The organism is Pseudoxanthomonas sp. LjRoot206, from assembly GCF_056175725.1.
The window spans coordinates 667881-691764 of the sequence record NZ_JBGFFI010000001.1; the positions used below are offsets into that span (position 1 = coordinate 667881).

25 protein-coding genes and 1 pseudogene are annotated in these 23884 nt (G+C 68.0%); 13 read left to right on the plus strand and 13 right to left on the minus strand.

What is annotated here, in order from left to right; translation table 11 throughout:
* Nucleotides 1-7: 7 nt before the first annotated feature.
* Nucleotides 8-1333 carry a TFIIB-type zinc ribbon-containing protein gene (locus tag AC04MD_RS03370; RefSeq protein WP_475495904.1) on the minus strand — a complete coding sequence of 442 codons (1326 nt, stop codon included), beginning with the start codon at nucleotides 1331-1333 and terminating at the stop codon, nucleotides 8-10.
* A gap of 12 nt (nucleotides 1334-1345) precedes the next feature.
* Nucleotides 1346-2494, minus strand: coding sequence for an SPFH domain-containing protein (locus AC04MD_RS03375; protein WP_475495905.1), 1149 nt, complete (start codon nucleotides 2492-2494; stop codon nucleotides 1346-1348).
* A 162-nt stretch (nucleotides 2495-2656) separates the two neighbouring features.
* Between AC04MD_RS03375 and AC04MD_RS03380 the strand changes: the two genes are divergently transcribed.
* Nucleotides 2657-3205: a hypothetical protein gene (locus AC04MD_RS03380; protein WP_475495906.1), complete on the plus strand. Its 549-nt coding sequence runs from the start codon at nucleotides 2657-2659 to the stop codon at nucleotides 3203-3205.
* A gap of 64 nt (nucleotides 3206-3269) precedes the next feature.
* A complete protein-coding gene (locus tag AC04MD_RS03385) occupies nucleotides 3270-3452 on the plus strand; it encodes a YgaP family membrane protein (protein WP_475495907.1) in 183 nt (60 codons plus the stop codon).
* An 18-nt stretch (nucleotides 3453-3470) separates the two neighbouring features.
* Here AC04MD_RS03385 and AC04MD_RS03390 read toward each other — a convergent pair whose 3' ends face one another.
* The 3 genes from AC04MD_RS03390 to AC04MD_RS03400 all read right to left on the minus strand — a co-directional run bounded on the left by AC04MD_RS03390 (nucleotide 3471) and on the right by AC04MD_RS03400 (nucleotide 6258).
* Nucleotides 3471-3950, minus strand: a complete 480-nt coding sequence (locus tag AC04MD_RS03390) for a VOC family protein (RefSeq protein WP_475495908.1) — start codon at nucleotides 3948-3950, stop codon at nucleotides 3471-3473.
* 82 nt (nucleotides 3951-4032) lie between these two features.
* Entirely contained in the window at nucleotides 4033-4650 is a 618-nt protein-coding gene (locus AC04MD_RS03395; RefSeq protein ID WP_475495909.1) for a dihydrofolate reductase family protein, read from the minus strand.
* 81 nt (nucleotides 4651-4731) lie between these two features.
* Nucleotides 4732-6258, minus strand: coding sequence for an esterase/lipase family protein (locus AC04MD_RS03400; protein WP_475495910.1), 1527 nt, complete (start codon nucleotides 6256-6258; stop codon nucleotides 4732-4734).
* Between the two features lie 144 nt (nucleotides 6259-6402).
* Here AC04MD_RS03400 and AC04MD_RS03405 point away from each other — a divergent pair, with 144 nt between their 5' ends.
* Nucleotides 6403-7449, plus strand: a complete 1047-nt coding sequence (locus AC04MD_RS03405; RefSeq protein ID WP_475495911.1) for a S66 peptidase family protein — start codon at nucleotides 6403-6405, stop codon at nucleotides 7447-7449.
* Nucleotides 7450-7742: 293 nt separating this feature from the next.
* Here the strand turns inward: AC04MD_RS03405 and AC04MD_RS03410 are convergent, their stop codons facing one another.
* Nucleotides 7743-8051, minus strand: a complete 309-nt coding sequence (locus AC04MD_RS03410; RefSeq protein ID WP_475495912.1) for a YkgJ family cysteine cluster protein — start codon at nucleotides 8049-8051, stop codon at nucleotides 7743-7745.
* A 319-nt stretch (nucleotides 8052-8370) separates the two neighbouring features.
* Here AC04MD_RS03410 and AC04MD_RS03415 point away from each other — a divergent pair, with 319 nt between their 5' ends.
* Nucleotides 8371-8901 (plus strand): hypothetical protein, encoded by a 531-nt coding sequence (locus AC04MD_RS03415; protein ID WP_475495913.1) that lies wholly within the window; start codon nucleotides 8371-8373, stop codon nucleotides 8899-8901.
* 13 nt (nucleotides 8902-8914) lie between these two features.
* Here the strand turns inward: AC04MD_RS03415 and AC04MD_RS03420 are convergent.
* Nucleotides 8915-9061 (minus strand): annotated as a pseudogene (locus AC04MD_RS03420) (DUF6122 family protein); the annotation flags it as partial.
* A gap of 62 nt (nucleotides 9062-9123) precedes the next feature.
* On the opposite strand from AC04MD_RS03420, the gene AC04MD_RS03425 reads away from it, so the two are divergent.
* Entirely contained in the window at nucleotides 9124-10539 is a 1416-nt protein-coding gene (locus tag AC04MD_RS03425; protein ID WP_475495914.1) for an FG-GAP repeat domain-containing protein, read from the plus strand.
* 6 nt (nucleotides 10540-10545) lie between these two features.
* On the opposite strand, the gene AC04MD_RS03430 is transcribed toward AC04MD_RS03425, so the two are convergent.
* From AC04MD_RS03430 to AC04MD_RS03440, 3 genes are read right to left on the minus strand one after another with little or no spacing between them, the layout of a single operon-like run.
* Entirely contained in the window at nucleotides 10546-10866 is a 321-nt protein-coding gene (locus AC04MD_RS03430) for a DUF6122 family protein (RefSeq protein ID WP_475495915.1), read from the minus strand.
* A 7-nt stretch (nucleotides 10867-10873) separates the two neighbouring features.
* Complete coding sequence (locus AC04MD_RS03435; protein WP_475495916.1) at nucleotides 10874-11341, minus strand: YaiI/YqxD family protein; 468 nt, start codon at nucleotides 11339-11341, stop codon at nucleotides 10874-10876.
* On the minus strand, nucleotides 11338-11505 hold the full coding sequence (locus AC04MD_RS03440) for a hypothetical protein (protein ID WP_475495917.1): 168 nt from the start codon (nucleotides 11503-11505) through the stop codon (nucleotides 11338-11340). The genes AC04MD_RS03435 and AC04MD_RS03440 overlap by 4 nt, the downstream gene beginning before the upstream one ends.
* 261 nt (nucleotides 11506-11766) lie before the next feature.
* Between AC04MD_RS03440 and AC04MD_RS03445 the strand changes: the two genes are divergently transcribed.
* Complete coding sequence (locus tag AC04MD_RS03445; protein ID WP_475495918.1) at nucleotides 11767-12954, plus strand: alpha/beta hydrolase; 1188 nt, start codon at nucleotides 11767-11769, stop codon at nucleotides 12952-12954.
* 22 nt (nucleotides 12955-12976) lie between these two features.
* Here AC04MD_RS03445 and AC04MD_RS03450 read toward each other — a convergent pair whose 3' ends face one another.
* The gene (locus tag AC04MD_RS03450) at nucleotides 12977-14803 is read right to left on the minus strand and encodes an extracellular catalytic domain type 1 short-chain-length polyhydroxyalkanoate depolymerase (protein ID WP_475495919.1); all 1827 of its coding nucleotides are present in this window, start codon (nucleotides 14801-14803) and stop codon (nucleotides 12977-12979) included.
* A gap of 208 nt (nucleotides 14804-15011) precedes the next feature.
* On the minus strand, nucleotides 15012-15854 hold the full coding sequence (locus AC04MD_RS03455; RefSeq protein WP_475495920.1) for a class I SAM-dependent methyltransferase: 843 nt from the start codon (nucleotides 15852-15854) through the stop codon (nucleotides 15012-15014).
* Nucleotides 15855-15989: 135 nt separating this feature from the next.
* Between AC04MD_RS03455 and AC04MD_RS03460 the strand changes: the two genes are divergently transcribed.
* From AC04MD_RS03460 to ligD, 5 genes are all read left to right on the plus strand, one after another.
* Nucleotides 15990-16910 carry a M14 family metallopeptidase gene (locus AC04MD_RS03460; protein WP_475496164.1) on the plus strand — a complete coding sequence of 307 codons (921 nt, stop codon included), beginning with the start codon at nucleotides 15990-15992 and terminating at the stop codon, nucleotides 16908-16910.
* 94 nt (nucleotides 16911-17004) lie between these two features.
* On the plus strand, nucleotides 17005-17271 hold the full coding sequence (locus tag AC04MD_RS03465; protein WP_475495921.1) for a DksA/TraR family C4-type zinc finger protein: 267 nt from the start codon (nucleotides 17005-17007) through the stop codon (nucleotides 17269-17271).
* Nucleotides 17272-17355: 84 nt separating this feature from the next.
* Entirely contained in the window at nucleotides 17356-18273 is a 918-nt protein-coding gene (gene ku, locus AC04MD_RS03470; protein WP_475495922.1) for a non-homologous end joining protein Ku, read from the plus strand.
* 3 nt (nucleotides 18274-18276) lie between these two features.
* Entirely contained in the window at nucleotides 18277-18906 is a 630-nt protein-coding gene (locus AC04MD_RS03475) for a GIY-YIG nuclease family protein (RefSeq protein WP_475495923.1), read from the plus strand.
* A gap of 72 nt (nucleotides 18907-18978) precedes the next feature.
* Nucleotides 18979-21507 carry a DNA ligase D gene (gene ligD / locus AC04MD_RS03480; protein ID WP_475495924.1) on the plus strand — a complete coding sequence of 843 codons (2529 nt, stop codon included), beginning with the start codon at nucleotides 18979-18981 and terminating at the stop codon, nucleotides 21505-21507.
* 73 nt (nucleotides 21508-21580) lie between these two features.
* On the opposite strand, the gene AC04MD_RS03485 is transcribed toward ligD, so the two are convergent.
* Nucleotides 21581-22036 carry a PA2169 family four-helix-bundle protein gene (locus AC04MD_RS03485; RefSeq protein WP_475495925.1) on the minus strand — a complete coding sequence of 152 codons (456 nt, stop codon included), beginning with the start codon at nucleotides 22034-22036 and terminating at the stop codon, nucleotides 21581-21583.
* A 187-nt stretch (nucleotides 22037-22223) separates the two neighbouring features.
* Between AC04MD_RS03485 and AC04MD_RS03490 the strand changes: the two genes are divergently transcribed.
* Together AC04MD_RS03490 and AC04MD_RS03495 are read left to right on the plus strand one after the other, a co-directional pair.
* The gene (locus AC04MD_RS03490; protein WP_475495926.1) at nucleotides 22224-23177 is read left to right on the plus strand and encodes an HDOD domain-containing protein; all 954 of its coding nucleotides are present in this window, start codon (nucleotides 22224-22226) and stop codon (nucleotides 23175-23177) included.
* 64 nt (nucleotides 23178-23241) lie between these two features.
* Entirely contained in the window at nucleotides 23242-23877 is a 636-nt protein-coding gene (locus AC04MD_RS03495; RefSeq protein ID WP_475495927.1) for a DUF6151 family protein, read from the plus strand.
* The last annotated feature ends 7 nt before the right edge of the window (nucleotides 23878-23884 follow it).

Genomic DNA, 23884 nt, shown 5'->3' on the forward strand with positions numbered 1-23884 from the left:
TGGTCGCTCATGATCCGGCCCAGATGATCCAGAGGGCGATGCCCTCCAGGAAGGTGCCCACGGTCAGCGCGGTGAGCAGCAGCTTCCACTGCTGCACCGGCACGCTGCCCATCGTCTCGCCGGTGCGGCCGTTGACCGCGATGTAGTGCAGCATGCCGCCGTTGCTGCCGGGCTGGTGGTACGAGTACAGCCAGACCGGCAGGTACATCGACACCCAGCGCGTGCCGTGCACGTCCAGGCGTTCCTGCTCCCAGCGTACGCCGCGATCGTAGCGGCCGACCGAACTTTCCACCTGCGCTCGCGCGATCGACAGCAGCTGGTCTTCCAGTCGCGGACGCAGCTGCTCCACGTCGGTGTCGCGCTTCTCCGAGGTGAAGCCGGACAGGTAGGAGGCGTTCCACTTCACCGCGTTCTTGGTGTCGAACGGCAGGATGGTGTTGATGATGTTCTGCGTGTTGACCTTGCTGTCGAGGTTGCCGCGCTCGCGGGAGGATTCCAGTGGCAGGTCGTCGACGGTGAAGTCCACCGCGCGTTCCACCCGGTAGATGTCGGCGTCGTAGTAGGTCTTCTTGTCCTTGTCGGTGCCGCGCGTGTACTTGCGGGTCTGGATCTCGCCCTTGCCGGCCACCGCCGCGCTCGCGTTGCCGTCGACGATCATGTACGGCAGGTACACGCCGACCACGTTCTCCGGCGAGAACTCGTCCTTGAACGCTTTCAGTGCGAACAGCTTGCGCTTGTCGACGAACTGGCGGATGCGCGCGACCGCGTCGTCCTTCTTGATGTGGAACGGCAGCACCGCGTCGGGCACGGCGCCGTTGGGGATCTGCTCGTTGACGCCGAACACGTGGCGGCACCAGTGGCAGCGCGCCGTCATGGCGTTCTGCGTGTTCACCGTGACCTCGGCGCCGCAGCCGGTGCACTTGAAGGTCATCAGGACGGCGGCGTCGGCCTGGATGTCGCGCGCGCCGGAGGCGACGACGGTGCCGCGCAGGTCGGCGATGCCTTCGCCGAAGCCGAACGCTTCCTCGACGCGCTCGCCGACCCACTCGTTGCGGCAGTACAGGCAGACCAGCACGTCGCTGCCCAGCTTGTGGCGGATGTCGGTGGCGCCGCATTTCGGGCAGCGGTTCTGCCCGTCCTTCAGCTCGGCCGCGGCGGTATCGATGGCGACCGGATCGGGCGCTTCGATTTCCTCACGGATGGCGTCGGGCAGGGTGGCGGGATCGACCGGGAAACTCCCGGGCAACGGTGGCACCTCCTGCGGCGAGCCGGAGCCCAGCGCAGGAGGCACCGGCGGCAGCGGCGGAGGCGCCGGACGGTGCGGGGTGGACATGCGTGCGTCCGCTTACAGGCCCAGGGCCTTCGCCTTCAGCGCGTCGTAGTCGGACTGCGTGATCAGGCCGAGGTCGAGCATCTCCTTGGCCTTCTTCAGCTTGGCGACCGGATCCTCCGCGGCCGGCGCTGCGGGCGCGGCCGGCTGCTGCAGGGTGCCCACGCCCATCATGCCGGTGGCCATGCCCACGCCCATCAGGCCCGCCGCGCCACCGTTCTCGCCGGCGGACTGGATGCCCTGGGCGACGCTGGCCTGCAGGTTGGAATTGCCGCGTGCGCCGGACAGCGCATCGGCGCGCTGCACGGTCTTCAGCAGTTCACGCGTATTGGCGTCGTACTCGATGGAGACGATGGCGGTCTTGACGATGGCCAGGCCACGGTCGGAGCTCCACTGGTAGCCCTGTTCCACCGCCGCCGACAGGCTCTGCGCGAAGCCCAGCGAATCCTGCTGCAGCTTGGTGATGCGGTTGCCCTTGGACGGATCGTTGGTGTACAGGCTGAAGGCCGGCGCCAGCGAACCCACCACTTCGTTGAACAGCTGGGTGGCGGCGGCGTTGTCGAGGTCGGTGAAGTCGAACACCTGGCCGGCGGCGAGGTACTTGGCCGGCACGAAGTTCTTCACGAACAGGATGGGGTCGACGATCTTCAGCGTGTACGAGCCGCGCGTGACCGCGCCGACCTGGGTGTTGAGGAAGCCGTCGTCCCAGTAGATCTCGGACTGCGTGCCGAAGCGGTTGTCCGGCAGTTCCTTCAGCGAGACGAAGAACGCCGCCTGCTGCGAGCCCGGCTGGCCGCCGAACTTGAAGCGCTCCCAGCTCTGGGTGATGAAGGTCGAGACGATGCCGTCGCCGGCGAAGATCGACTTCGAGTTGATGTCGTCCGAGTGCCACTCGTAGCCGCCCGGCTCGGCGACGAACGCGGTGATCGCGCCGTCCTGCATCAGCAGCAGGCCGTAGCCTTCGGGCACGACGATCTTCGAGCCGTTGGTGATGATGTTGGTCGAGCCGCTGGTGTTGGACCCGCGCCCGGCATTGGTGCCCTGGGGCACCGCGGCGAACAGCGCCGCCGTCGACGGCAGGCCTGCCGGCACCGTGTAGAAATCCTTCCACTGGTCGCCCAGCACGCCACCGACCGCACCCACCACCGCCTGTACAAGACCCATGACATCGCTCCGTGATTCGAGGCGGGAAGGGGCACCCGCCATGCCGTACCGAGTATACAGAGCGATACGCGCGGTCCATGGCGCAGAGGTCATGCCGCGAACGTTGCAAAATCGTTACGCGGCGCGCGGCGATGGCGCCGCCGGTTCCGGCTACGATGCGGCATGCCTGCCGACGATGCCGACGTCTTCGAAGCCGACCTGCCGCTGGTGCGCCGCGAATTCCCGTGGCCGATCCGCGTGGGCTGCGTCGCCGCGGGCGCATTCGCCGTCGTCATGCCATGGTGGGAACTCGGTCGCGGTCTGTGGCCACCGAACATCGCCACGCCGGTGTTCGCGATCATCATCGGCGGCGCGGGCTACGTCGGTTTCCAGTTCATGCGCGCCGGCCTGTCGGGCTGGGGCGATGTGTGGACGTATCCGCCACGCACCGTCCTCGTCCAGCGCCGCGCCTGGGGTCGCCACACCACCACGCGCCTGAGTAGCGCGAATGTGGCCGCCATCGAGGTGCGCAGGAGCGAGGACGCCGACCACGACGACGCGCCGTGGCAGGTGGTCATCGTGCCGAAGCCGACGGTCTCCGGACTGGCCGCGATCGCGGGGGCGGGCGGGGTGTTCGATGCGGGGCGCTATGGGTCCCAGGCCTATGCCGAGCGTGTGCGGCAGGCGTTGGCCGTTCACCTGCAACTCGGCGGTTTCACGCCGGCGGGTTGATCGGGATCAATGCGCGCGTACTGCGCCCGCGCGACGCTGCAGACTCCTGTCAGGAGGTTGAGCCATGAACGCGAACGTGGGCGGTTTCGACAAGTGGGCGCGCGTGGTGATCGGCGCGGTGCTGATCGCATGGGCGCTGATCGGTGGTCCGGGATGGGCATGGCTGGGCGTGGTGCCGTTGGCCACTGGCCTATTCAGTTTCTGCCCGCTGTACCGGCTGCTGGGCGTCAACACCTGCCGGCGCTGACGCCCGGGTGCGCCGCGCTCAGCCGCGTACGGCGGCTTCGATCGCGGCGACGTCGATCTTCTGCATCGTCATCATCGCCTCGAAGGCGCGCCTGGCGACCGCGCGGTCCGGGTTGGCCATGGCGTCGGTCAGCACGCGCGGGGTGATCTGCCAGTTCAGGCCCCACTTGTCCTTGCACCAGCCGCAGGCGCTTTCGCGGCCGCCGTTGCCGACGATGGCGTTCCACAGGCGGTCGGTCTCTTCCTGGTCGTCGGTGGCGATCTGGAACGAGAACGCCTCGCTGTGCTTGAACGCATCGCCGCCGTTGAGGCCGATGCAGGGAATGCCGTACACGGTGAACTCCACCGTCAGCACGTCGCCTTCCTTGCCGGACGGGTAATCGGCGGGCGCGCGGTGCACGGCCTTCACTTCGCTGTCGGGGAAGGTCTTCGCATAGAAATGGGCGGCTTCCTCGGCGTCGTTGTTGTACCAGAGGCAGAGGGTGTTCTTCGGGGTCATGGTGTACTCCATGGAGGCAGGGAAGGGTGGGGCGATCATCGCGCCCCGGGGTGGCAACTTCGGGTGAAACAGTGGCCTGCGGTCAGTCGTCGGCGAACGCGCCGGTGCGCACGTCGCCATCGCGCAGGTAGCGGCTGACGACCACGCCGGCGGCGGTGGTGCGGGCGTGATCGAGCCGGAACGCCGCGGCCCGTGTGTCGTCGTCGAACAGCCGCTTGCCGCGGCCCAGCAGCACCGGATAGACCAGCAGGCGCAGTTCGTCGACCAGGTCGGTGGCGAGCAGCTGGTGCAGCAGCTCGCTGCTGCCCTGGGTGACCAGGTCCGGTCCGTCGCGGTGCTTGAGCGCACGCACGGCCGAGGCGACGTCCGCGCCCAGCGCGTGGCTGTGCGACCAGTCCAGCGTGTCCGGCCGGTGGGTGGCGACGTACTTGGTGGCGCCGTTGAACGCATCGGCGATGCCGCCATGCGGCGCATCGCTGGGCACCTGCGGCCAGTAGCCGGCGAAGATGTCGTAGGTGCGCCGCCCCAGCAGCAGCGCGAACGGCTGCGCGAACAGGCCGTCCATCGCATCGTCCTCGCCGGCGTATGGCCATACCCAGCCACCGTGGGCGAAGCCGCCGCTGCGGTCCTCGTCCGGGCCGCCCGGCGCCTGCATGACGCCGTCGAGACTGACCATGACGGCCGCGATGAGTCTGCTCATGGGGTGTTTCCCGGCAAGCCGGAATGGCCGCCTTTCCCCTGCGACGAATGGCGGTCGCAGGAATCGACACGCGCCCGTGAACTATGTCCAGGGCGCGAGCGCGATGTTCAGCTCGGCGGTGAATCCCTTGCTGGACGCGACCGGCAACGTGTAGACGGACGGTGATGGCTGCGCGGTGCCGACCGCCTTCTTGCCTATGCGAGTCAGTTCGGCGGCGTCCTTGGGGCCGGTGGCCCAGTGCTCGTCGGCCCACACGTAACGCAGCGCCCAGCTGCCGTCGTCGTTGCGCTTGGCGAACAGCACCAGGGTGTCGCGGAACAGGTACTCGCCGGGAATGTGCTGCTTGAGGAACAGCGCGCCATCCACCTCGTAGCCGGCGGTCGACACGGCCAGGTCGATCGAGAACGAGACCTCGCTGCCGGCGGTGATCTTCGAGCTGTCCAGGTAGACGGAGAACAGCGTGGGCGAGCGTGCGTTGCGGATCAGGTTGCCGTCCGGGCCGAACAGCTCCGCATACTCGCGGCGCACCGCGCTCTCGTGCGCCTGGGTGCGCGAGGTCAGCTGATAGGTATAGGCGCCGCGCGGTGCCACCGTGGTCTCGATGTAGTACGAGGACGCGATCTTCTTGCCGCGCTTGCGCGCCTGTTCGATCTCCGGCGGGAACGGCAGCGCGGTGATGTCGAGGCGGCCGGTGGCGCTGAGGTCGCCGAACAGGAAGCGCACCAGGTTCTGGTAGCCCTCTTCGGAATTGACGATGCCGAAGAAGCCGCCATGGCTGCGGTTGACGAAGGCGCGCGGGCTGCCGGCCACGTAGGCGTTCTCGATCCGCACCAGGCCATCGCTCATCTGCCCGACGGCCATGGACGACAGTCCGTGCGCGACCGCGTAGTCGCGGCTGTTGGTGCCGACCAGGCTGAAGAAACGTTCCGGCGGGAAGCCCGAGTCGCCCAGCGTGTTGACCTGGTCCTTCGGCACCTTCAGATACTTGGCCATCACGCCGCGGTTGAAGTTGTTCATGTCGTTGATCGACAGCAGGCTGGGCACGTTGATGCCGCCCATCTCGATGCCATTGTGCGGGGTTGCGTAGGTGAACACCTTGTCGACCAGTCCGCGCACCTCGGCGGTGGCGATCTCCGGGTTCTGCAGCAGGCAGCGGCAGATCAGGCCGCCCATCGAATGCGCGACCAGGTGGACGCGGAACGCCTTGCGGTCGGCCTCGTTGTTGCCGCAGATGCGCTCGCGCAGCTGGACGATGCGCTGGGCCAGCGCCTTGGCGGCGTCGGGGATCGACAGGGCCTTGCCGTCGCCGAACGCGGGATCGGCGGCGTCGTAGTAGCGATGGATCACGATGCTGCGCGGCGGCAGCTTGCCGGTATTCTCCGCGCCGGCGGCGTAGGTGTCGCGGTAGTCGTAGTCCTTCATCAGCCGCACCAGCGGCGACTCGAACACGAACTTCACGATGCGCCCGTCCTGCGCCTGGCGGACCTTGGTGGAGCCTGCCTCGAAGCCCATGTACGGCGTGGACGTGGTCTGGATGACCTCATCCTTCGTCATCGCATAGCCGCGGACGTAGATGATCGGATAGAACGGTCGCTGGATCCTGGCCATGGGCTTCCCTTCCTTCGCGTGTTCGGGCGGCTACCGAGCTTCACGGCAATGCCGGCGTCCAGGGGACACCTACGGTGCATGCGTCCGCCGGGTCGCAGCGGTTAGGATGAAGGCCCGATCCATGCAATGTCCAATCGAGGTGGCATGAACAGGCGACATTTCCTTGGCAGCGCGGCACTGATGGCCGCGGCATCCTCCGTGCCGTTCGCGGTCGGCTCCACCGCCTCCGCCGCGACGCCGCGTGCGCGCCTGCTGCCACCGGCGCTGAATCCCGGCGACACCGTCGCCCTCGTCAGTCCGTCCGCCGCGACCGACGAGCCGCTCGATCTGCAGCTTGCGCAGGAAGCGATGGAGGCGCTGGGCCTGAAGGTGAAGGTCGCGCCGCATCTCGCATCCCGTCGCGGCCATCTGGCCGGCACCGATGCCGAGCGCGCCGGCGATCTCAATGCGATGTTCGCCGACCGCGACGTCAAGGCGATCATCTGCGCACGCGGTGGTTCCGGCGCCGCGCGCCTGCTGCCGCTGCTCGACTACGGCGCGGTCCGCCGCAACCCGAAGATCCTGCTGGGCTATTCCGACATCACCGCGCTGCACAACGCGCTGCTGTCGCAGGCCGGCCTGGTCAGCTTCCACGGCCCGATCGGCATCGGCAGCTGGAACACCTTCAACGCCGACCAGTTCCGCCGCGTGTTCTTCCAGCGCGAGCAGATGCAGTACGCCAACAGCACCGACAAGGGCGACGAGCTGGTGCAGCGCAAGAATCGCACCGTCACCATCACCGGCGGCAAGGCGCAGGGCGACCTGGTGGGCGGCAACCTGACCGTGCTGACCGCACTCGCCGGTTCGCCGTACCTGCCGGACTTCAGCGGCAAGATCCTGTTCCTCGAGGATGTGTCCGAGGCGCCGTACCGCATCGACCGCATGCTCAGCACGCTGCGGCTGACGGGCGCGCTGGGCAAGGTGAAGGGCGTGATCTTCGGCGAGTGCACCGAATGCGATCCCGGCGGCGGCTACGGTTCGCTGACGCTTCCCGAGATCTTCGACGACTATTTCAAACCGCTGAAGATCCCCGCCTACCGCGGCGCGATGATCGGCCACATCCGCCAGCAGTTCATCGTGCCGGTGGGTGGCAAGGTCGAGATGGACGCCGACGCGGGAACGTTCCGGATGCTGGAGCCGGTGTTCGCGTAGCGAAGAGGCAAGGCACTGCGCGGCGTCGCGAGGAGAGCGATGTCGCGGATGCCGTCGCTTGCCGGCGACCCGCTGCTTCCGGCTCGCACGGTGTGCCACTGCGTGCGTGAATGCCGTAAGGGTCGGAGCAGGTATCCATCAGGGACGGAAGTCGGCCACCTCCAGGCAAAGGGCCTGCGCGACAACGGCGTCGATGTCGACGAATGGAGTGGGCACCAGGTGTTTCCGGGGGACGACGGAGACCATGCGACCTGCGTTTCGTTGACCTGGATCAGGCGGCTGCCAGCGTGGCTTCAGTACAGCGTCAGCGGAATGCCGCGTGACGTGCGGTCGAGGTAGTCGGCGCGCACGTCGCGGCAGTAGGCGCCGGCCATGACGAAGCGGCGGCAGATCTCCGGACGCGTCTCGTAGATCGAACAGCACATGCGTGCGGCATCGATCGCCACGCACCAGCCTTCCTCGTCGCGCGCCATCACGTGCAGGCCGGCATCGGTATGCGTGGTGAGGTGAGAGGGAATGCGATCCTCCGGCTGAAGCACCACGGTCAACCGGCAGCACACGGCATCGCAGCGCTCGCACAGCGGGACGGCGACGGCGTTCATGCGTGCGCCCCGCAGCGCGGATGCAGGGGAGAGAACGCGACGAGCGAGATACGGAACCGATGACCCTGCATGGGGCGCTCCCGGAAGGGCGTCATTGCTGGGCGGCATGACGCGTGGAGGACAGCGCAGCGGGCGACAGCAAGGGTCGGCGGGACGCAGGACGGCACAACGGCTTCATCGTACGCCTTCGGGCCGATGCCCGCCCGCTGCGGCCCTCCGGACCTGAACAGGCGGGTCAGGTCGAGCCACCGGGCAGCGTGCCCTGTAGGCGATGCCGAATGCGAACTGGAGGGTGCACACCGGAGCAAGGACGCCAGCGATGCCGAATGCTGCGTTACCCCAGATCGACCGCGTCACGCCCAGGACGCACCGCTTCGTGCTGATGGCGGCGGGCATCGTCCTGCTGGCCTGGTCGGTGCGCGCTCTGTGGCGCGCACCGTGGCAGCTGGATCCGCTCTCGCTGATAGCGGTGCTGATCGCCTGCGGCGGCATCGGCGCCGCGGCACTGCTGATCGTGGCGTCCCTCGCGGCCGAGTCGCGCGAGCGCTGGCAGTATCCGCCGAAGGCGCTGGTGATCCACCGCAGGGCGTGGGGACGCGAGGGCGAGATCCGGCTGACCGCCGCCACGGTCGCCTCGATCCAGGTGCTGCATCTCGTGCAGTCCGACATGCCGGAGCGCTGGCGCGTCACCGTGCGTCCGCGGGCCGGGGCGGCGGTGACTCGGTCGCGCTGGATCGTTCCCGATCGCAGGTCCGTGTTCGAAACCGACGATCTTCCTTCGCGGGACGCGGCGGAAGCCGTGCTGCATCTCCTGCGTGAGCACCTTGGCATGCCTGCCGTTCGCACCTAGCGGGCATGACGCGCTACATCAGCAGGCAGTCGATGCCGTCCAGCACCACGTGGATCAGCAGGCCGATGCCGAACCAGCGGGTCTTTCCAGGCAACGCCAGTCCGGCATAGACGGCGATGGCCGGCCAGGTGCGCAGCGGATGGAAGCCGATGCTGCAGCGACATTGCGGGCGTTGTCGCCGCGTGGGATCCTGCAAGGCAATGGAGCGCTGAGGGGGCAGGCGTGGACGTCCTGAAGGTCATTGCGGGCTGGTTGGTGGGTGGCTTGGTGCTTTTGGTCCTGAGTTGGTTGCTGGATCTGCAGGACCTGCGGACGCGACACGCCGAGGCAAGCGCAGGTGGCATGGAGCACGCTGCCCAAGACGAGAGCACTGCCGGCGCAGCGCCGCTGTTCTGGACTGCGATTACGTCGGCTCCTGTGCTGTCGGCCCCTCCTGCTGGCCGCACTGCCGCCATGGAGCGGTCGCCCGAATTGAGCGCGATGACGGGCTTCCACTTCGAGCGGCTCATCGTATCGCCCGTGGTCGCGAGTTTCGTGCCCGAACAGGTCATCGTTTCGGATGTGACGGGCGACGGCCGAAACGACATCGTCATGACCGCGACGACGTTCAGCGAACTCGTGCTTCGGATCCATCCGCAGGAGGAAGACGGTACCCTCGCCGTACCGCTGGAGTATCGATTTCCGATCTATTCCGCCCGGGGAGGAAGTCTGGAAGTCGTCGATCTGGACAACGATGGATTGCCCGAGATCGTCATGGGAACGGAAAGTTCGATAGTCGTGTTGAAGAGATCAGGACAGGCCTTCACGTCCGAGAGCAGAGCGGCACGTATCCGTCTTCTTTCGCTTGGCGCCATCGATCTCGATGGCGACGGGCATCGGGATGTGTTCGCGCAGAGTTGGGGAGAAGGCGCTGAGCTCTATTTCAGCGATGGAAGAGGAGGATTCCGTGGCAGCACGCCACTCAGCACGCCGTTGGCCGGCTACAACACGCTGGAGATCTCCGACTTCACCGGAGACGGTACGCCCGATGTCGTCATGACCAACGGACAAGGATGGTCGCGGGTCTTTGTCTATCCCGGCAATCCGCTGGGAGGATTGCTCGACAAGATCGAGATCGGCCTGCCATCGAGCCAGGCCTGGCCTGCTTACGGCGTGACGGTGGCCGACATGAATCGCGATGGACGACCGGATCTCGTGGTATCCGATCAGGGGAACGCGCTGACCCCTTCGCGCGGCGTGCATGTCCTTTATCGCGGCGCGGACAATACGTTCGCCCGAGAGGAATTCGTGCAGTTTCCTGGGACTTACCAACGTCCTGGCGCGGTGCAGGTGGCAGACCTGGATGGCAATGGGTATCCGGACATCGTCACCATGATGAACAGCTACGACCAGATGGCGTACATCCTCCAGGGACCTTCAGGATTCGCACCGCCGGTCTACCACTGGACCGAAGACAACGGCTTGTGGACCAACAACTTCTACTTCGACAACTCTTTCGCCATCGGCGACGTCAACTCCGATGGCTGTCCCGATGTCGTGCTGGCGGAGGCGAGTTCCTCGCTGCGCGTGTTCTACGGGCGGAACTGCCAGCAGCCTGCGCGTGTGACTTCGGGGCCGCTGCCTCCTCGACTGCGCTGATACCGTCTACATCAGCAGGCAGTCGATGCCGTCCAGCACCACGTGGATCAGCAGGCCGATGCCGAACCAGCGGGTCTTTCTAGGCAACGCCAGTCCGGCATAGACGACGATGGCCGGCCAGGTGTGCAGCGGATGGAAACCGATGCTGCAGCGTCCGGGCGCGTAGATGGGTTCGGCGAGCAGGTGGTCGAGGTCGATCACCCATGCCGCCAGCATCCACAGCGCGGCACGCTTCCAGTCCTTGGGCCAGACCAAGCGAGCGACCACCAGTGGCACGACGACGTGCAGCAGCAGGTGGAGCGGGGCACGGATCTCGACATCGGGCATGGCAGGCTCAGCGGCGCGCGGCCAGCCAGCGGTCGAGCTGGTTGGCGAAGGCCTGGCGGTCGCGTGCGTTGAAGGCGGCCGGCCCCCCGGTCTGTACGCCGGCGCCGCGCAGCTCGTCCATGAAATTCCGCATCGACAGGCGTTCGGCGATGTTGTCGGGCGTGAAGCGGTCGCCGCGCGGATTGATCGCCTGCGCGCCGTTGGCCAGCACGCGCGCCGCCAGCGGAATGTCCTGGGTGACCACCAGGTCGCCGGCCTGTGCGCGCTCGACGATGGCGTCGTCCGCGACGTCGTAGCCGCCCTGCACCTGCAGGGCGCGGATGAAACGCGAGGGCGGCGTGCGCAGCCACTGGTTGGCGACCAGGGTGACCGGCACCTGCGCGCGCTCGGCGGCGCGGAACAGGATCTCCTTCACCGGTCCAGGGCAGGCATCGGCGTCCACCCAGACCTGGGCGACGGGAACCGCCTCCGTCATTCCGCGGTGTCGGACTCGGCAGGATCGGCGTCGGCCGTGTCGGCATCAGCCTCGGGACGGGCAGCGTCGCGTTCGGCGCGCTTCTTCGCGTCCTTCTCGTCTTTCTTCTTTTTCTTGGCCAGTTCGCGCTGGCGCTTCTCGAAGGAGTAGTTGGGTTTCGGCATGAAGGGAGGTACTCGGCAGGGGAAGGGAGGCGTGGGCCCGAAGGCCGTCCGCAGGCGTACACGATAGCCCGCATCCGCCATCCGGGGGCAGTGGCCCCGTGGGACGGCCATGTTTCAAGGGCTTATGGGCAATGCCTGCGCCTGCCGAACCGGTGCGGTGCGCGGGCGGGATGCTCGCGCGTGCTGCAAGGGCTGCTATACCATCGAAACGTCGGGCACTCCGGGGACGGGTGCCCTGGATGTCCTTCCATGGGGTGATCGATGCGGCGGATGCTTTGCCTGGTGCTGGTGGCGCTGGTGCTGGCCGGCTGTTCGAAACGGGTCATCCACGAGCTGCCGCCGCCGCCGGGGGACATCCCGTCGTTGCCTCCACCCCCGCCGCCTCCACCCCCGACCGGTACGGCGCCGCCGCCGACGCCGCGCGACACGCCACCTGCGCCGAAGGCCGATTTCATCAACGTGGACGTGTTCTACGCGACCAACCGCGTCCCGGCGACGCCGTTCGCCACGCTGCCGCCGGGCGACCGCTTCACCGCCGGCATCGCGCGCGGACTGACCTACGGCACCGCGCGCATCAGCATTCCCAAGGTGCACGTGGCCGGCGAACTGGAATCGCCTCGCTGGTACCTGCTGGAGTTCAAGGAAGACCCTAAACAGCATGTGATCCTGCAGGACGTGGCCCGCCTCACCCGCGAGCCTTTCTTCGCCAGGCTTTACGGCCGCGTGGGCGAATCGCGCGGCAGCAATGCCTTCGTGTTCGTGCACGGTTACAACGTCAGCTTCCGCGACGCGGCGCGACGCACCGCGCAGCTGGCCTACGACCTGCGCTTCGACGGCGCGCCGGTGTTCTACAGCTGGCCGTCGCAGGCTGCGCTGGCCGGCTATTTCACCGACGAGCAGAGCATCGCGCGCTCGGTCCCACTGATCGAGGGCTTCCTGGCCGACATGGCCGACCGCTCGGGCGCGCAGAACCTGTACATCATCGGCCACAGCATGGGTACGCGCGGCGTGACCCGGGCCATCCGCAACCTGGTGGCGAAGCGGCCCGACCTGCGCGGCCGCTTCCGCGGCATCATCCTGGCCGCACCGGATATCGACGCCAAGGTGTTCCGCACCGACCTGGCGCCGGCCATGCGCCAGGCCAGCGGGCAGGTCACGCTGTATGCGTCGTCCGAAGACATGGCGCTGAAGGCGTCCAAACAGGTGAACCGCGGGCCGCGTGCCGGAGATACCAGCGAAGGCGTGGTGCTGGTCAACGGCGTCGACACCATCGACGTATCGGGCGTGGACCAGAGCATGCTGGCGCATTCCTACTTCATGGAATCGGACAAGGTGATGGGCGACATCCGCGAGATGTTCCGCGCCCACCAGCCCGCCGCGCAACGCAAGCCGTTGCAGTCGGTGAAGCTGGGCACCGGCATGTTCTGGAAGATCCTGCCGCCGCCGTGACGCGGCGGCAGGACGCCGCCGGTCAGGGCAGGGTGTAGGTCACCGACAGCTTCGCGCTGGCGCCCTTGTCGATCCACAGGTAGTTCGTTGCGGTCTGGTTCGCGCTGAAGCGCAGCCGCGCCTGGGTGCGCCCGGTGCGGTTGATCGCGGCGCGACCGGCGGTGTCGAACACGGTGCTGGCCTGGTTGCCGCCGGCGAACGACGGAATCTGCGCGCTGCCCGTGCTCGTGCCCGCCGCCGCCCAGTCCGCCGCCTCGATCGTGCAGGCGCCGAAGCAGCCGGTGCGCACATCGACGACCATCGTATTGCCTGCCGGATTGCCCCACGGATCGCCGCTGGCGCTGCGGTAGGCGATGGTCAGCGTGGCCGAGGTCACCACCGCGTTGTCCGGCAGCGACGAGGTGTCGAACGACAGCACGGCGCGGTTGTAGTTGCCGTCGGTGCCACGCCCGATCGCCAGGCCGTAGTACGCCTCCAGCGTGCCCACCGCGGCACTGCCGCCGGTGGCGGTGGCCTTGATGTAGCCATCGTTGGCGTCTTCGTTGCTGAACACCACGGTGACCGGCGAGCCGCCGCCGCTGCCGCCCGTCACGGTGACGTTGACCGGCGCCGACGTGCCGGTGTTGCCGGCCAGGTCGATGGCGCGTGCCGACAGGACATGCGTGCCGTTGCTGGTGCCGCTGCTGTTCCAGGCCAGCGTGTACGGCGCGCTGGCGTCGTTGCCGAGCAGCGCGCCGTCGAGCAGGAAGTCCACGTGCGCCACGCCGACATCGTCGCTGGCGTTGGCCGACAGCGTGACGGTGCCGCTGACCGTGGCGCCGTTGGCGGGCGAGGTCAGTGTTGCCGTCGGCGGCACGCCATCCAGGTTGTCCAGGCCGAAGAAGCGGGCGATGTAGTAGCTGGAGCAGACGTTGACGTCGAGGATGTAGGCGCCGGCGGTGCCGCACTGCGTTTCGCCGGTGCCGGGATCGACCGGCGTGCCGTGGCCCATGCCGGTGATGAGGTAGGTTTCCACCTTCGCCACGCCGCTCGCGTTCTTGTAGACCTTGTGCGGATAACCGCTGACCGTGTCGCTGACGTCGGCCACGGTGTCGATGCCGTGCACGTCGGCCCACTGTTCCAGGCTTTCGGTGAGGTTGGCGGGGCGGACGGTGTAGTCGGCGTCGCCATGCCAGATCGAGACGATGGGCCAGGGTCCGGTCCAGCTGCTGGCGGCGCGCACCTTCGCGCCCCACTGCGCCGGCGTGAGGTCGGTGCCGGGATTCATGCAGCTGAAGGCAGCGGTCTGCGTCGTCGCGCAACGGTAGGGAATGCCGGCCACGATGGCGCCGCCGGCGAACACATCCGGATAGGTCGCCAGCATCACCGAGGTCATCGCACCGCCCGCGGACAGGCCGGTGACGTAGACGCGCGCGGGGTCGATGCCGTGGTCGGCGACCATGCGGTCGACCATCTGCCTGATCGACAGCGGTTCGCCCTGGCCGCGTGCGGTGTCGGCCGTCTCGAACCAGGTGAAGCAGCGGCTGCTGTTGTTGGCGGTCTGCTGCTCCGGCAGCAGCAGCGCGAAGCCGAAGCGGTTGGCCAGCAGCTCCCAGCCGGTTTCGGCATCGTAGCTGGACGCGGACTGCGCACATCCATGCAGCGCGACGACCAGCGGCGCGTTCGCCGGCAATCCTGCGGGGATGTATTTGTGCATCCTGAGATCGCCGGGATTGCTGCCGAAGCCGGTGACTTCGGTCAGTGCCAGCGCGTGGCCGCTGGCGAACAGGCAGGACAGCGCGAGCAGGGTGGCCATGCGGCGGAAACGGCGACGCAGGGCGGGACACGACAGCAGGGCAACGATCGACATCGACGGCACCTCCGGTGTGAAGTGGCGGCAGTGGGCCACAGCACCTCCCGGCGGGGCATTGGCCAAAGGGGAAAGCTGCATTGCACCATCGCGCGAGTGCGACGCAGGTTCCATCCGCGTCTCGAAGTGACCAGGGACCTGACTGACCTGCGGTCGCCCTGTCGACGCTGCAGTCGCGTATCCGTTCTCTGACCTGCGTGTACCGCCGTCAGCGACGCACGCCGATCACGCCATCCAGTGCGCGTTGGGCCCTGAAGCCGGCCTTCTCCAGGCGCTTGGCCACTTCGCCGGGCACGTCGCGCCCGCTGGTCAGCTTGTTGGGGCTGCCGGTGTAGTGGAACAGCGTGCCGCCCCGGCGCAGCACGCGCGCCAGCTGGTCGTAGAAGGCCTGCGAATACAGTTCGCCGGCGATGCCGAAGCGTGGTGGGTCGTGCAGCAAGGCGTCGACGGAGGCGTCGGGCACCTGCGCGATCGCCAGTGACACATCGGCATGGGTGAGCTGCAGGCGGCCGCCGGCCTCGACGCTGTCCGGATCGGGCGACCAGGGATTCAGCGTGCGCAGCCACAGCACGTCGGCGTTCTTCTCGAACGACAGGATGCGTGAGGCGCCCGCCTCGAGGCAGCAGGCCGCGAAGTAGCCCAGCCCGCCGCAGGTATCCAGCACGGTCTTCCCGCGGGGTTCCACCAGCGCGACCTTGCGGCGCGCATCGGCGAGCGGGGATTCCTTCGAGGTCGGCAGCATCTTGATGCCGTCGATCTCGAACGTCGGCACGCCCCATTCGGTGGGCACGAGCTTGATCAGCGCGCCGGCATAACGCGAGACCGGTTCGAAGTCCTCGCCGTCCCACCAGTACAGCGTGCGGTCCTTGAGCTTGCCCGGATACGGATAGGCGACGCCGTGCCAGCGCCAGCCATCGGCTTCCAGCAACGCCTCACCCTGCGAACGGCCGAGATCGAGCGAACCCGTCCAGCGGGTGTCGCCACGATCGCGGGCGGCAAGCAGGGACGTGGCGGAGTCGCGCGTGAGCAGGGGGCCGGTGTAGCGGGGCATCGGGAACTCGTACGGGGGTTCCGGGGTATTTTCGCCGCGATGCGGCGCCGTGGACAGTACGCTGCGGGACCGGGACGTCGGGACCTCGCTGGTATAGTGCCGACCCCCCGTTCCAGCGCCGCCATCGCCATGACCATGATCGAACGCTTCCATCCCATCGGTACGCCCGGCCAGCCTTGGGGCGCGGCGGAAAAGGCGCAGTGGCGCGCAGAGCAGCGCGTGCAACGCCGCTATGTGGACGATGTGCAGGCCTCGGTCGATGCCTTGCGCGAGCGCTTCGACGTGCAGCAGTACGGGACGCTCGACTACGGCCCCGACGAGACCTATCCGCTGTTCGCCGTGCGCAGCCGCGACTGGAACGATGCGCTGCCGACGATGCTGGTGACCGGTGGCGTACACGGCTACGAGACCAGCGGCGTGCACGGCGCGCTCCAGTTCCTCGAACAGCGCGCCGGCGACTATGCGGGCAGGGTCAACCTGCTGGTGGTGCCGTGCGTCAGCCCGTGGGGCTACGAGCGCATCCACCGCTGGAATGCCGACGCCCTGGACCCGAACCGCTCGTTCCGCGCCGGCAGCCCGGCGCAGGAATCCGCCGCGCTGATCGCACTGGTCGCACCGCTGAAGGACCGCGTGCTGATGCACATCGACCTGCACGAGACCACCGACAGCGACGAGAGCGAGTTCCGTCCCGCGCTGGCCGCGCGCGACGGCAAGCCCTACGAGCCCGGCGAGATCCCGGACGGGTTCTACCTGGTGGATGACAGCGAGCGCCGCCAGCCGGATTTCCAGCGGGCGGTCATCGCTGCGGTCGCCGCCGTGACGCATATCGCGCCGGCCGACGCGCAGGGCGAGATCATCGGGTCGCCGGTCGTCGCCGAAGGCGTGATCGAATACCCGGTCACGTCGCTGGGCCTGTGCACCGGCATCACCGAGGCGCGCTACACCACGATCACCGAGGTCTACCCGGACAGCCCCAAGGCCACGCCACAGCAGTGCAACGATGCGCAGGTGGCGGCGGTGGTGGCGGCGATCGACTACGCGCTGGCGCACGGTTGAAGCGGACGCGTCGCGCCCGCATTCCGGTTCGTGAAGACCTGATGCCGGCCGCGGCGTAAGCTGGTCCCGGCAAGCGATCCGCGAGGAGACCACCATGGCAACCGGATGGGCCGGCGATGGCGCCGTGCAGGACCAGATCGATGCGACCGTGAAGGACGGCATCGCGCGTGCGCGCCGCGCGTTGCCCACGGGTCCCAGCCTGACCCACTGCGAGGAATGCGAAAAGCCCATTCCCGTCGCGCGCCAGCAGGCCGTGCCGGGCGTGCGCCTGTGCGTGACCTGCCAGGAAGCGGCCGACCAGGACGAGCAGGGCGCCGGCCTGTACAACCGCCGCGGCAGCAAGGACAGCCAGCTGCGCTGATCCGTACCGCGACGCGGATGTCTTCACATCCGTTTCCGCCATCGCTGCACACGATGGAGCTCCCTCCGTCCCCGCAGGCACGCCATGGCACGCCCCATCTGGACCGGTACGCTGTCGTTCGGCCTCCTCAATGTCCCCGTGTCGCTGATGTCGGGCGAGCGCAGGGTGGACATCAGCTTCCGCATGCTGGATTCGCGCGACAAGAAGCCGATCCGTTTCGAGCGCGTCAACGCCGACACCGGCGAGGAAGTGCCATGGAAGGACATCGTCAAGGCCTTCGAGTACGACAAAGGCAGCTACGTGGTCGTGGAGAAGGAGGATATCGCCTCCGCTGCGCCGCAGACGCATGAGTCCGTCGACGTGGAGGCGTTCGTCGACCGCGACGAGATCGGCCTGCGCTTCTTCGAGAAGCCCTACATCCTGGTGCCCGGGAAGAAAGCCGAAAAAGGCTACGTGCTGCTGCGCGACACGCTGGCCAGCACCGGCAAGGTCGGTGTGGCCCGGGTGGTGATCCGCACCCGCGAGTACCTGTGTGCGGTAGTGCCGGAAGGCGATGCGCTGATCCTGCTGATGCTGCGCTATCCGCAGGAGCTGGTGGATCCGGAGGAGTACAAGCTGCCGACCGGCAAAGCGGCCGATTACCGCATCACCGCCAAGGAGCGCGAGATGGCGGAGACGCTCATCTCGTCCATGTCGGCGACATGGAAGCCGGACGACTACCAGGACGAATTCCGCAAGCGCCTGGAGACGATCATCAAAAAGCGCATCAAGGCCCGTGGCGCCACCACGAAGATCGTGGAGGAGGAGGCGGAGCGCGAGGATACCGCCACCAACGTCGTCGACTTCATGTCGCTGCTGCAGAAGAGCCTGGACAGCAAGAAGCGCACGCCGGCCAAGAAGGCGGCGGCGAAGAAAGCGCCCGCCAGGAAGACGGCGAAGAAGGCGGCCAAGGCGACGAAGAAGGCGCCGGCCAAGCGCGCACGCAAGGCCGCCTCGCGCTGACCGATGGCGGGAGGGCGGCGCATCGTGCCGGTGGACGGCGTCGGCAGCGGCGCCAGCGGGCGCGCATGCCTGTACGTGCTGCCGTGCGCCTATGAGGACCATGCCAAGCTCGGCATCGCCACCGATCCGCTGGCGCGGATGCAGGCGTTCTCGCCACGCTGGTACGAGTTCTTCGACCTCGATGCGGGCTGGCTGGCGGAGGCCGCCAGCGTGCGCGAGGCACGCAGTTGGGAAACCCGCTGGAAGCGCGTGTTGCGCGATCACGCCGCGCCACCGCCGCTGCAGGTGCCGGCGCAGGCCGCAGGTCACACCGAATGGTTCCGTGGCGCATTGGCGGCACTGCAAGAGGCTCGCGGGGAACTGGTCGCACAGGGCTTCGTCGTGCACACGCCGCTGCGAGGCTGGGTCGCACGTCGCCTGCAGGCGCAACGCGAGCGGCTGGAAACCGGCGAACAGGCGGCGATCGCCCGTTATGGCGCGCCCGATGTGTGGTTGCCTGCCGCTATATCGCCGCCGCTGGCCGCGTTGCGGGACGCGCTGGATGCCTATGCCGTGGTCGGGGTGCGGCTGGACGATGCCGTATCCCCCGCGCTGCAGGACTGGCTGGCGCGCAATACGTTGGCGCCGCGCTGAGCCGCACCGTCGCGGCGCTTGCACGTTCCGTTGACGGCGCGCGCGGCATAACAGGCGCAGTCGAGGATTCCCATGAGCCTGCAGGAATACCGCAGCAAGCGCCGCTTCGACCGCACGCCCGAGCCGGCGGCGGAGGGCCGGCGCGCGCGCGGCAAGCGGCCGATCTTCGTGGTCCAGTTGCACCACGCCAGCCATCGCCACTACGACTTCCGCTTGCAGGTCGGCGACACGCTGAAGAGCTGGGCCGTACCGAAGGGTCCCAGCTTCGACCCGGACGTGAAGCGGCTGGCGGCCGAGGTGGAAGACCACCCCATCGACTACGCCGATTTCGAAGGCGACATCCCGAAAGGACAGTACGGTGGTGGCCACGTCGCCACCTTCGACAAGGGTCTGTGGACGACCGACGGCGACGCGGAAGCGCAGCTCGCCAAGGGCCATCTGCGCTTCCGCATGTTCGGCGACAAGCTCAAGGGCGGCTGGCACCTGGTCCGCACGCAGAAGCCGGCGCGCCAGCCGCAATGGCTGCTGTTCAAGGAGCGCGATGATTTCGCCGGCAAGCAGGAAGCGGACGACCTGTTACAGGACGTGACGCCACCGGCGGGGACGAAGCCAGCGCGTAAGATCGACAAGCGTGCAGCTGCCGTGTCGCGGGGCACGCATCGATGGGCCAAGCGTGCCGCCCGTCTGGATGGCGCCCGTGCTACCAGCCAGCGTCCCGGCTTCCGCGCGCCGCAACTGGCGAAGCTGCAGGCCGATGTGCCCTCAGGCGATGCGTGGCTGCACGAGGCGAAGTGGGATGGCTACCGCCTGATCGCGCAGGTGGCCAAGGGCAGGGCGCGCCTGTGGTCGCGCAACGAGATCGAATGGACGGCACGCGCGCCTGAGATTGTGGCGGCCATCGAAGCGCTGGATCTGGACGATGCGGTGCTCGATGGCGAGCTGGTGGCCGGCGCCGGCCGGCAGGAAGACTTCGGCCTGCTGCAGGCCACCCTGGCCGGTGAGAAGAATGCGACGCTGTCGTACGTGCTGTTCGACATCCTGCAGGTCGATGGCGTGGACCTGGCGCGCAGCCCGCAGTACCAGCGCAAGGCGCTGCTGGCGGAGATCCTGAAATCGCCGCCGGACCGGCTGGTCTACAGCTCGCACATCGTCGGGCGCGGCGACGAGGCATTGGCGATGGCGCTGCAGCGCGGCCTGGAAGGCATCATCAGCAAGCGCGCCGACGCGCCCTACCACGCCGGGCGCGGCGATGCCTGGCGCAAGGTCAAGCAGCGCGCGTCCGAGGAGTATGCGGTCGTCGGTTTCACCGCCCCCAAGGGCAGCCGCAGCGGCCTTGGTGCGTTGCTGCTCGCTGCACCCGACGGTGCGCGCGGCTGGCGGTACGCGGGACGCGTCGGCACCGGGTTCAGCCACGACCTGCTGGAGACGCTGGCGGCGCAGCTGGCGCCGCGTGCGAGAAGCACGCCGACCGCGCGCGTGGAGGTCGACGATCCGGAACTGCGGCGCGCCCGCTGGGTGGCGCCGACGCTGGTGGCGGAAGTCTTCCACCACGGACTCGGCAATCAGGGACTGCTGCGGCAGCCGTCGCTGAAGACCATCCGGCGCGACAAGCGCGCTGCCGACCTGCGCGAACCGTCGTCACCCGCCGCCCGGAGCGGATCCGATATGCCAGCCTCCCGTCGCACATCCAGGGTCCCCGATACGGTGGAGCTGACGCATCCGGAACGCGTCGTCTTCCCCGACAGCGGCATCACCAAGCAGCAGGTGTTCGATTACTACCGCGCCATGTCGCGCTGGTTGCTCCCCGAGATCACGGGGCGACCGCTGTCCGTGGTGCGCTGTCCGCAGGGTGCCGGCCGTCCCTGCTTCTTCCAGAAGCACCACACGCCCGGCATGGACCGGGTCGACGTCGTGCCGCTCGAAGAAGAGGGTGGTGCGCGCGCGGACTACCTGGTCGTGCGCGATGAAGCGGGGCTCCTGGAACTGGCGCAGTTCAATGCGCTGGAATTCCATCCCTGGGGTGCGTGCGCGGATGCGCCGGACCTGGCCGATCGCATCGTGTTCGACCTGGATCCCGGCCCCGACGTCGCCTGGGCGCGCGTGGTGGAGGCGGCGCGGCTGGTCCGCAAGCGCCTGCGCGCGCTCGGGCTGGTTTCCTACGTGCGTACGTCGGGTGGCAAAGGCCTGCATGTGGTGGTGCCGCTGAAACCGGCGTGTCCGTGGTTGCAGGTGAAGGACTTCGCGCATGCGTTCGCCGAATCGATGGCGGCGTCCGAGCCACTGTCCTACGTCGCCACCGCGACCAAGAAGTTCCGCAAGGGGCGCATCTTCATCGACTACCTGCGCAACGGGCGAGGCGCGACCAGCGTGGCCTCGTTCTCGCTGCGCGCGCGCGAAGGCGCCCCGGTCGCGATGCCGTTGCGCTGGGAAGAACTCGGGCGCATCAAGAGCGGCGATGCCTATACGCTGGCCTCCGCGCCGCGCCGCATGGCCCGCATCGGCGAGCATCCCTGGGGCGGCTACACGCGCAGGAAGCAGGATCTCGCGTCCGTCGCAGCGCGCCTGGCGAAAGGCGCGGTCAAGGGAACGGATTCCCGCTGACGCCATCTCCCTGCGCAGACGAAGAAGCCCCGCGACGGCGGGGCTTCGTACCGGTACTGCGTGATCGGCAGCCTCAGCTGGCGTGCTTGAGCACCTGCTTGCGGTCGCGCATCACGTTGTGGCACTCGCGCACGCTCGGCAGCAGGGCCTGGGCTTCGGCACGGGCGGCGGCGGGGGTGTCGTCGTCGCTGATGGTCTCGTTGAACGCCTTCAGCAGGCGATCCTCGGACTCTTCCAGCTCGGCGACGTAGCCGTAGGTGGTGTCGCCCAGCGCGGCACGGACCTTGCCGTAGAACTGCTGCATGCTGCCGACCATCGTGCCATGTTCGGCCGGCGTGCCGCCGGTGGCGGCGACGGCGGCGCTGAGGCGCGCCACGATGTCCTGCTTCACGCCGGCGATGCGCGTGAACAGCGACGCCAGTTCCGCGTCCTTCACCTTGCCGGCGGCTTCGGTGTAGAAGCTGTGGCCGTCGCGGGCGATCTCGATCAGGTCGTTGAGGCTGTGCTGGATCTTCTTCTGGGTATTCATGGGAAAACTCCTGTAGACGTGGACGTGGACCGGAAGGCGACCCGCCCTCCTGAACCCACCGTGGCGCACGCGGGATCAACGTCGTGTGACCGCCGCAGGTTGCGATTCATGAACATCGCGGCGGCGCGAAACCCGCGCAACATTGCTAAAGATTCCGTTCGCGCGGCCGATGACCATGAGGTCGAACATGCGAAGAAGGCAGGTGCGCGTGCCGCTGCTTGCGAGAGTGACGGACTGGTGGTCGAAGAACCGGCGTTCGCCGGTCGCGCCGCCGTTGGCGGATGCTGCGCCGATGGAAGGCGTGGCGCCGTCGTCCGCATCGTTGAGCTCGCTGTCGCGCGACTGGGCCGGGCCGCTGCTGCGGCTGGGCGGGGTGGACGCATCGTCGTCGCGGTCGCCGGAAGACAGTATCGCCGTCATCGCGGCCGCCACGCGCGCGCTGGTGCGCTTCGCCGAGGATCCGCAACGGCTGCCTCGGCGCCCCCAACTGCTGCCGCAGCTGCTCAGCACGCTCAACGACGACGAGGCCTCCAGCCGCGATATCGCCGGCATCATCGCGCGCGATCCCGCGCTGGCCGCCAACCTGCTGAAACTCGCCAACAGCGCGCTCTACCGCAGCCATGCGGCGCCGGTGGAAAGCCTGGACCGTGCGGTGGCCATGGTCGGCGTGGACGGCCTGCGCCATCTGGTCGCGGTGGCGCTCATGCAGCCGGTGATGCGGACGGAAGGCGGCGTGTTCGGTCGCCTGCCGGACCTGGTCTGGGACCATACCCAGCGCAGCGCGCTGATCGCGGCCGAGGCCGCGCGTGCAGGCGGCCGCGAGGACGTGTTCGCCGCGCAGCTGCTTGCCTTGTTGCAGGGCCTGGGGGCCATCGTGGTGGTGCAGGTCCTCCGCGACGTCGCCGCGAAGGACGGACTGCCCGATGTGGACGCGATGGCCAGGGTGCTGCACCGCTGGTCGCCACGCATCGGCCGTGCCGTCGCGCACGAGTGGGCGCTGTCGGAGCGCGTGGTGCTGGCATTGCACGAGCAGGGTGCGGACGAGATCGCGTCGGCCAGTCTGCTTGCACGCGCGCTCGCTGGCGCGGGTCCGGAGGCCAGCGACGCGATGGAAGCCGAAGCCATCGCGGTCGCGGCCTGAGACTCCCGTCCGTTTTCCCGACAGTCAGGTAATCCACGCGCGCTTGACGCGATCCTTATAGCGCGTGCGGTATCCCTCGTATCGCAAAGACCAACGACGAGGTGCAGCCATGACACTCGAACTGCGTTGCCGATGCGGAAAGGTGCAGGGTACGGTCGACACGCATCGCGCCTATGCGCGGGCCACGTGCTACTGCCACGATTGCCAGATGTACGCACGCTATCTGAACCAGTCCGGGATGATCGATGCCCACGGCGGCACCGATATCGTGGCGATGAATCCGCAGGCTGTGACGTTCACCGCCGGCGAAGAACATATCGCTGGCGTGTGCCTGCATGAGGGCGGGCTGCTGCGCTGGTATGCGGGATGTTGCCGTACGCCACTCGCCAATACGCCGCGCGACGGCAAGGTCGCCTACGTGGGTGTCGTGGCCGCCTGTCTGCCGGACAAGGCTGGTCTGGAGGCGGCGTTCGGATCGCGAGACCGGATCGTACTGAATGCCGGATCGGCCATGGGCGAAGTGCGCGCCACGCCGCTGGCGATGGCAGCAGGTGGCCTGAGGATAGCGGGCGGGATCCTGATGGCGAAACTGCGTGGACAGGTGCCGTCGCTGTTCTTCGATGCGAGCGGGCAGCCGCACCGGACCGCGCATCCGTTGAGTCCGCAGGAGCGCGAATCCGCACGGCTCGAGCCCGCCTGACATCCAC